Source organism: Streptomyces griseicoloratus (assembly GCF_014534645.1).
GTDB lineage: Bacteria > Actinomycetota > Actinomycetes > Streptomycetales > Streptomycetaceae > Streptomyces > Streptomyces griseicoloratus.
Genome location: NZ_JACVQF010000216.1, coordinates 1 through 8,221, shown reverse-complemented (window position 1 = coordinate 8,221; position 8,221 = coordinate 1). Strand labels below are relative to the sequence as shown.

Sequence of the window (8,221 nt, the reverse complement as noted above, 5' to 3'; positions counted from 1 at the left end):
ACTGGCCCTAACAAAAGCGGGTTGATCATGTGACTGTCGGCTTGGTCGCTCGTTGATGGGGGCATGGGGAAGCGTCAGTCGCGGCCATGGATCGTGTCGGACGAACTGTGGTCGCTGATCGAGCCGTTGCTGCCCGAACCGGCACCGAAGCAGGTTGAGGGACGGCCGCGGCTGCCCGACCGTCAGGCCTTGTGCGGCATCCTGTTCGTCCTGCACACGGGTATCCAGTGGGAGTACCTGCCCCAGGAGCTCGGCTTCGGATCGGGCATGACGTGCTGGCGGCGCCTGGCGGCCTGGAACGAGGCCGGCGTCTGGGACCAGCTGCACCAGCTGCTGCTGAACAAGCTGCGGTCGAAGAACCAGCTGGACTGGTCCCGGGCGGTGATCGACTCCTCCCACGTCCGGGCCGCACGCAGGGGCCCAAAAGCGGACCCAGCCCGGTCGACCGCGCACGACCGGGCAGCAAGCACCACATCATCACCGACGGTCAGGGCATCCCGCTCGCGGTGTCGCTGACCGGCGGAAACCGCAACGACGTCACCCAGCTCCTGCCCCTGCTCGACAAGATTCCAGCGGTCGCGGGAGTCGTCGGCCGGCCACGACGCCGCCCGGACATGCTCTTCGCCGACCGCGGCTACGACCATGACAAGTACCGCCGGCTCCTTCGCGAGCGGGGCATCCGACCGGTGATCGCCGAACGTGGCCAGCCGCACGGCACCGGCCTGGGCACCTTCCGCTGGGTCGTCGAGCGGACGATCTCCTGGCTGCACGGCTTCCGCCGCCTGCGCATCCGCTGGGAAAGACGCGACGACATCCACGAGGCCTTCCTCGGCCTCGCCGTCTGCCTGATCACCTACCGCCACGTCCAGAGGCTTTGTTAGGGCCAGTAAGTGGAAGGTACTCAATCGTGGTCCGGAAGCCGAGCGGCGGGATGCGATCCGCGGCCAGATCCTCGACTCGAGCAAGCGGGGAGTCCGCATCGAGCACTCGGACTTCAAAGGCGAGCACGTCGTCGAGTGCTACGTAGTCAAGGACGGGGTCGTCGTCGCTCGGGACCGGATCGACGTGCCGATCGGCAACACGAGCGTCAAGAGGGCAAGCGCCTTGTAGGGAACCGACCCTCGGAGCGTGACGAGACCCCGACGAATCTGCCGGGGTCTCGTCGCGTCAGACGCATCCGCCTCTCGCAGCCATGTCCGAGTCCCTGCGCCCGCAAAGTACCAGGCAGCCCAGTGGTGGATGAACTGTCGCCCGATGTTGTCGTGCGTTTCGAAACTGCCACAATGAGTGCAAGTGAGAATCCGCTCGCCCAGATCGCTGCCGCCTTCGGCATCTCGGTCGGCGCCGCCCACGCCTCCACCACCGCGGTCATCGCCCTGCTCGCCGAACGCGCCCCCGGCCTGCGGAAGGCTTTGCGCGAAGCGGACCCAGAGTTCGTCCTGGTCGACGGCACCCTCGCCGAGTGCGGCTGGTGTGTTCACGGGTGGATGGTGCCTGACTCGAACCAGGTGTGGAGTGTGGGCTCCGCGCCGTCCGGGAGATCGTCGATGAATACCACGGCCAGGCCGCGCTGGGCTCGGGAGCAGCAGACGTAGAAGAGATTGCGTGACCGTTCGGTACGGTCTGGTTTGTCGGTGCCGGCGAGCATCTTGCCGATGTTGTACCTGTTCCAGGCGCGGTCGTCGACCACTACGACGACGTTTTCGAATTCGTCACCCTTGACACCGTGCTGGGTAGAGAACGGGGTGAGTTCATCGATGAAGTGGGTGACGCTGATGACTTCACGGTAGGACACGGTGCGGAGGTTGTTGGAGAAGTCCGCCCGTCGCTGGTCGCGCTCGCCCAGGTTCGTTGCGGATCTCCGGCGCTCCAAGTCCTTGAGCATTCCCGGCAGGGCGAGGAGATGGCCGTCGGCCATCAGATCGAGCACCTCGCCGATTGTGCCGGTGCTGCGTATGGCGTCGAGCGCACGGATCGCGTCACTGATGGCGCGTTTGTGTGCGTGACGGGTGATCCGTGTCCGTCCCTCGTCCAGCAGGTTGGTCAGCTCGGCGAAGTCATTGTTGTGAAACGCGGTGCTGACGGCCTCGATGCGGGTGAGGTACTGGATGTACGGCTCGTTGCGGGCCATGAGGTCGTCGGGACCGTAGCGGCCCAGCTTTCGGTACTGCTCCAGGAGGTTGGCGTACTCCAGGGTGCCGGCTATCCCCCGGTGGGTGAGGAGTAGGTACTTGCAGTTCTCCCGTGTCCAGCCGTTCCGCGCGAGTGTTGCTTCGGCGGCGGTGAGTCGCTCATGGCCGGCCGGGATGCTGCTGTTGAGGAACAGGTGGACCTCGCCGGTCTGCTGCTTGCCGACGGCGTCCTGGGGGAGCTCGGGGCGCATCCGGTTGAGCACCTCGACGACGGGAGGCGAGCAGCGGTAGTTCTCGTGCTTGGTGATCTCGGTGAGAAGGCCGGGCCGTTTTACCGCTCCGACTCCGGACTCGTAGATCTTCTGCATGGAGTCGCCGAAGAGACCGACCACGCATTTCTCGCGGCCTGCGCCTGCCAGGTGGTCCAGCAGCAGCTGAATCGTCTTGGGCGAGGTGTCCTGGTACTCGTCGACAAAGATGACCGGGTACTTGCTGGTGATGATGCGTATGAGCTTGGGGTGGGCCGTGACGAGACGGAGCGACAGCGCGATGACGTCGTCGTGGGAGATGCGCCCCTCGTGCAGCCTGCGCCCACGGTCGGAATACTCGATGACGGGAGGATCGGTAACGTCATCAAGGTCTTCCGGTTTGGACAGGTCCTTGTTGTACTCGAGGATCTGCTGCCAGAGTTCATGCTGGTACGGCTGGATGACACTCCACAGGAATTCGTGGATGGTGCCGACATCGACGAGTGGATCTGCGGCGATGCGTTCGTGGATCTTCTTCTTGGCGACGTTGGTATAGGTGATGCAGGCGATCCTCCGACCGTGTGCCTCCAGGTCTGCGCGGTGGTGGGTCAGGAGGTGCTGCAGGGCGCGTACCAATGTGGTCGTCTTGCCAGCGCCGGCCCCTGCTTCGACGAGGAAGCTGCGCCGGGCCTCCAGCTCGGTGGCGACGGCTTCGAGGGTGTCTAGGCGAGCCACTGCAGTCCTTCGGCGATGTAGCGGGGAACGGCCCAGTCCCCCAAGAGCATGACGTCGAAGGCGAAGTCCGTCTTGTGATCACTGAGTTGCTGTGCGATGTCGTAGGCCTTGGCTTCGATCTCGTCGGCAGTGGGGTCGGCCCCGACCTCCTTGACGAAGGCCGCCTTCAGGGCGAGCTGGCGGAAGTCCCGTGCGAGGGGTTCTGCGTTGGCGATGATGAAGGCATCCTCGAAGCTCCGCGCGCAGGCTCCCGAATCTGTCTCCGGGATCTGGTAGGCGACGCGGACATGGCCCTGCTCCTTGTCGGCCGGGTTGGTGGCGAGCAGCTCGGCGATGCTGGACTTGGCGGGCAGCCAATGCTTGAGCGTCGAGTTCGAGGTGACCGTCTGCCCCTGGCCGGGTGGGCAGGCTTTGCGGTGCTTGGGGCACACGGAGTCGATGTCGGTGATGACGAGCGTCTTGACGTTCAGGAAGGCGATCAGTTCCCGGAAGCGGACGGCGTAGGCGTCGCCGACCTCGATGACCGATACGTACTGGTGCAGAAGCCCCTTGGCGCAGCGTCGGACCATTTCCGGCAGGATCAGCCGTTCCGCGGTGCCCTCGATCAGGATCACCTTGTCGGCGAAGAACATGTCACACCGGTGCAAGACCATGTACTGGCGCAGGAAGCGCAGGGTCTCGTCACCCTGCGGAGTGGCCTTCACGTTGGCCTCGAAGGTCGAGAGGTCCTTGACCGTGAGCTGCGGCTCGGAACGGTCGAAGTAGCGCACCGTGTGGAAGCCGCTGCTGGCGACGATGTGGGAGGAGTGCGTGGTGATGACCACCTGCACCTTCCAGCCCGCCTTACGGTCGATGAAGTCCTGGATGTTCTTGATGAACGTCTCCTGCATCTGTGGATGCAGATGGGCTTCGGGCTCCTCGATGAACAGCACCTGCAGCGCCGGCTTGGGTGTGGTGCGCTCGTAGGTCTGGTGAAAGCTGATGACTTGCAGGATCGTGAAGATCAGCTTGCTGTAGCCCAGCCCGTTGTGACCTTCGGGAAGATGGAAGTCGTCGTCCCCGGACGGGTACTGGATGCGGGTACTGCCGCGGAGGATGCCTGAGGCCTCGATGAGGGAGACGATGCGGGGCTTCTGGACAGGAGTGATGGTGCCCACTCCGAAGGTGCGCAGGTCCTCGAAGATCGGGTCGAACAGCGTGGCGTAGTTGTCGTCGAGCTGCTGCGAGGCGGACGCCAGAGCGGTCTCGATCTGCTCGATGCTCTGGTGACGGTCTTCGTGCCCGCTGTTGACCTTGTAGTAGGCCTCGAACGTCTTCGACAACGTGCGAGCCTTGTCGCTCGGCGTGTCATCCATCTTGGTCTGCGCGTAGACGAACTTGACCGACAGGATGGACTCGGCGGCGCCGCGCTTGATCTCCTTGCGGACGTTTTCGTCCAAGGGGCTGACCGCGCGATAGGCCGCGGCGAAATACTCCGAGAAGTTCTTGCGCAGCCACTTGACGCGATCGAACTGCTCCCGCTGGCTTGCCGACCAGAAGTCCTTGAGGAAGTCGTGCGGGCGTGCCACCTCCAGCGCCGCTTCGATCTTGACCTCGAAGCACGTGTCGTCCAAGTCGAGGATCACACCCGTGAGCGGCGCGAGATCGTCGTCTTCCGTGTACTCGATGGTGAGGACCAACCGGATGGCCGGGACGAGGTCGTACGCCTTGGCCAGCAGGTCCTCGCTCGTCTCCCTGTCGCCCCGGCCAGCGTGTGCCTGCGCCTCACCGAAGATCTGCCGCGCCTGTTCGATGTCGGCGATACGGCAGGTGGAGAAGTCCTCCAGGACGAACCTCGTGTCTTCCTCACCGAAGAACTTCTCGAAGAGATTGACGAATGACGTCTTGCCGCTGTTGTTGCGCCCGACGATGAGGGTGGCCTTCGGATCAACGCGGACATCCACCCTCTCCAGGGCGCGAAAGTTGATCACTTCGGCATGGGTCAGCTGCATCGCACTCCCGAGATCGTCCCCAACCCCAGCTCCCGGGGGCGACATACGTCTGCGACTACCGGGAGTCAGAGCAGTATCTGATACGGAAGAGGCACAGATCCACGTTTGGCTTAAATTGGCTGGCGAGATACCAGATGTCATCCGTCTCGACCTTCGTCGATCGATTGCGGTCGTTGACTCTGTGGAAGGCGTCTTGGGCAGCGGTGACTGGTCCGCTCACGAGAGAGATGATCTCCGAAGCCAGGTCGGGAGAGGTCGTTACCGCTGGGCGAGTCGGCAGGATTTCGATCACCGGGCTGACCCGTGGCTGACGGAAGGGTGCGGTTGCGCCGCTGTTGACTGCAAGCATCAAGAACGGTGTCCGGCCCAAGAACTACGCGCGTTCTACGCCGCTGCCGGGCCCCTGGTCGGAGAGAGGCAGTCCGGGCGGGGACTCCTGCCGATCCACTGGGCCATCTTCAAACTGGGCTCCGCATGCATGGGCGGACCCGGGCTGGTGGATGAAGGACGCCGCCCAGGAGGTCAGGCACGCCGTGGCGTTCCCTCGTCCCGGCGGAGCCGTTCGAGACTGCGGGGAAGCTGCCCTTTAACCCGGGGTGGCGCGGTGTGCCTCCCAACCCCTCGCTCACCCGTGGCGTCAACCCAAGCCGGCGGAGGCCCTTGCTGCGGAACGAATTGGACGATCTTGGCCTTGCGGGTGATAGGTGAGGGCGAACAAGGACGACCTCAGTAGGATCGTGCGCCTGCTGGCTCGTCTGCCGAGTGAAGAGCGCGGCCGTGTGGTGCGGGCGCTGGACGGTGAGCCTCGTCGGAAGCGTTCGGCGGATGCCCAGCCGATTGTCGTCCGAACATACATCGTGCACTGCTGACCTATGCATATGTTCTGGAACTGGATCGGACGGTCGCAGGAGGAGATCGTGCAGGCGCGCCAGGACTGGATGGAAGGCACGCGGTTCGGGGAGGTGCAGGGGTACGACGGGGATCCCCTGCCAGCTCCCGAGCTGCCGGTGACACCGCTGAAGCCGCGTGGAAGGGGTCCGTTGACCTGCAGAAATGGCTGATTGGCCGACGACGGCCAGGCGACTCGCCGTCCTGAGTTGCCTCCCCCGGTCCCTAGCGTGCGCGAGGGCGGTTGGGTGCGCCGCAAGCCCGATGCCCCATGCTGTGACATTCCAGGGTGTGTCCATCTGTGGGAGGCTCTGGCAGGACACTTGCTAACCCCTTGCTAACTCTACTGACGCGTCATCAGGTGTCTGCGGGTGTTCATGGCCCGCCTCTGCGGCGGTGGCGTTGTCGTTGAAGACTGCGTGGCCACCGGACGAATTCCGACTGGGCGGGCCCACGGCGGCAGTCTCTGGTGACGGGCTTGGTGCCCGGCCTGTCGTCTTGTAGGAGTCCCACAGGTTGTGAGTGCCATCAGGTCGAGTGAGCGCTCTTGTTACTGCTACATGGACGGGTAGGTATGCCCGGTGGGCGTGCACGCAGCAGGTTCTTCGTCTGCCGGTGGTACTCCATGCATGGCAGGGTGACCGGGAAAACAGGGGTTGGGTCGGTGACGGGTGGAGTGTTGGCCCGCATATGGTCCGGATCTTGGTACTGGTCGAGACCGGTGGGGCGTGTCGGCCCCGGAGGCGGGTCCCGCACAGGGCATATGCCAGGTGACCGATGATCGCCCGCAGTTGTGGTGAGGGCATGATTGTTTTGGTGGACCCGCTGACGCCCCGGTACGGGGGACTGGCAAAGAACCACAGTCGAGGAGGCGGCGCCAGCACATTACGGCTGTGAGCGTGCTTCCGCTGCTTTTCGCCATTCATCGGCAGAACGCCGTCCTGGCGTGACCGGTGCTGTTCCTACAGCTAAGAGGCGGCCGATCGCGTGCCTCGTGAAAGGCAGGCGGGGAGGCCGTGATCAACCGTCTGGCAGCTGAAAAGGACGATCGCCCTGCTGAGCCGCCTCAAGCTCGCCGGTTCGTGACCGGCTCGGAGACGTGTGCCCTCCTGGCTGGACGGCGACTTGACCAGGGGCGGCGCCGTGGTCATCCATCAGTCGCTGTCAGTGCCCGCTGCTACACCCTTTTGTTGGGGTGAGCCGCGCTCCGCGGCTCACCGACGGGAGGGGAAACCATGACGAAGGTGCCGGACGGGTTCCACCGGGTGCGCGGGTACATCCGCCGCAATCCGAAGCCCAGGAGTGCCAAGCGCATGAGCGGTTGGATGATCGCAGGCTTACTGGCCCTAACAAAAGCGGGTTGATCATGTGACTGTCGGCTTGGTCGCTCGTTGATGGGGGCATGGGGAAGCGTCAGTCGCGGCCATGGATCGTGTCGGACGAACTGTGGTCGCTGATCGAGCCGTTGCTGCCCGAACCGGCACCGAAGCAGGTTGAGGGACGGCCGCGGCTGCCCGACCGTCAGGCCTTGTGCGGCATCCTGTTCGTCCTGCACACGGGTATCCAGTGGGAGTACCTGCCCCAGGAGCTCGGCTTCGGATCGGGCATGACGTGCTGGCGGCGCCTGGCGGCCTGGAACGAGGCCGGCGTCTGGGACCAGCTGCACCAGCTGCTGCTGAACAAGCTGCGGTCGAAGAACCAGCTGGACTGGTCCCGGGCGGTGATCGACTCCTCCCACGTCCGGGCCGCACGCAGGGGCCCAAAAGCGGACCCAGCCCGGTCGACCGCGCACGACCGGGCAGCAAGCACCACATCATCACCGACGGTCAGGGCATCCCGCTCGCGGTGTCGCTGACCGGCGGAAACCGCAACGACGTCACCCAGCTCCTGCCCCTGCTCGACAAGATTCCAGCGGTCGCGGGAGTCGTCGGCCGGCCACGACGCCGCCCGGACATGCTCTTCGCCGACCGCGGCTACGACCATGACAAGTACCGCCGGCTCCTTCGCGAGCGGGGCATCCGACCGGTGATCGCCGAACGTGGCCAGCCGCACGGCACCGGCCTGGGCACCTTCCGCTGGGTCGTCGAGCGGACGATCTCCTGGCTGCACGGCTTCCGCCGCCTGCGCATCCGCTGGGAAAGACGCGACGACATCCACGAGGCCTTCCTCGGCCTCGCCGTCTGCCTGATCACCTACCGCCACGTCCAGAGGCTTTGTTAGGGCCAGT

General features: G+C 64.7%; 3 protein-coding genes and 4 pseudogenes. 5 read left to right on the top strand and 2 right to left on the bottom strand.

The genetic code is table 11. The annotated features are described in order from the left end of the window. Positions 1-63 precede the first annotated feature (63 nt). The 3 genes and pseudogenes from H0H10_RS26550 to H0H10_RS26540 form a co-directional block, all read left to right on the top strand. A pseudogene (locus H0H10_RS26550) lies at positions 64-881 on the top strand (IS5 family transposase). Between the two features lie 55 nt (positions 882-936). Then, positions 937-1,110 (top strand): nucleotide-binding domain-containing protein, encoded by a 174-nt coding sequence (locus H0H10_RS26545; protein WP_309141900.1) that lies wholly within the window; start codon positions 937-939, stop codon positions 1,108-1,110. Between the two features lie 194 nt (positions 1,111-1,304). Next, positions 1,305-1,466, top strand: a pseudogene (locus tag H0H10_RS26540) (IS5/IS1182 family transposase); the annotation flags it as partial. A gap of 11 nt (positions 1,467-1,477) precedes the next feature. On the opposite strand, the gene H0H10_RS26535 reads toward H0H10_RS26540, so the two are convergent. Beyond that, entirely contained in the window at positions 1,478-3,115 is a 1,638-nt protein-coding gene (locus H0H10_RS26535) for an ATP-dependent helicase (protein ID WP_188183650.1), read from the bottom strand. After that, the gene (locus H0H10_RS26530; RefSeq protein WP_188183649.1) at positions 3,103-5,106 is read right to left on the bottom strand and encodes an ATP-dependent nuclease; all 2,004 of its coding nucleotides are present in this window, start codon (positions 5,104-5,106) and stop codon (positions 3,103-3,105) included. Before H0H10_RS26530 ends, H0H10_RS26535 begins: the two co-directional genes overlap by 13 nt. Positions 5,107-5,984: 878 nt before the next feature. Between H0H10_RS26530 and H0H10_RS26525 the strand changes: the two are divergent. After that, positions 5,985-6,167, top strand: a pseudogene (locus H0H10_RS26525) (hypothetical protein); the annotation flags it as partial. Between the two features lie 1,229 nt (positions 6,168-7,396). Then, a pseudogene (locus tag H0H10_RS26520) lies at positions 7,397-8,214 on the top strand (IS5 family transposase). Positions 8,215-8,221: the final 7 nt, after the last annotated feature.

Coding starts and splice junctions, on each gene's coding strand:
- H0H10_RS26530 (WP_188183649.1), bottom strand. CDS start 5,106: ATGCAGCTGACCCATGCCGAAGTGATCAACTTTCGCGCCCTGGAGAGG.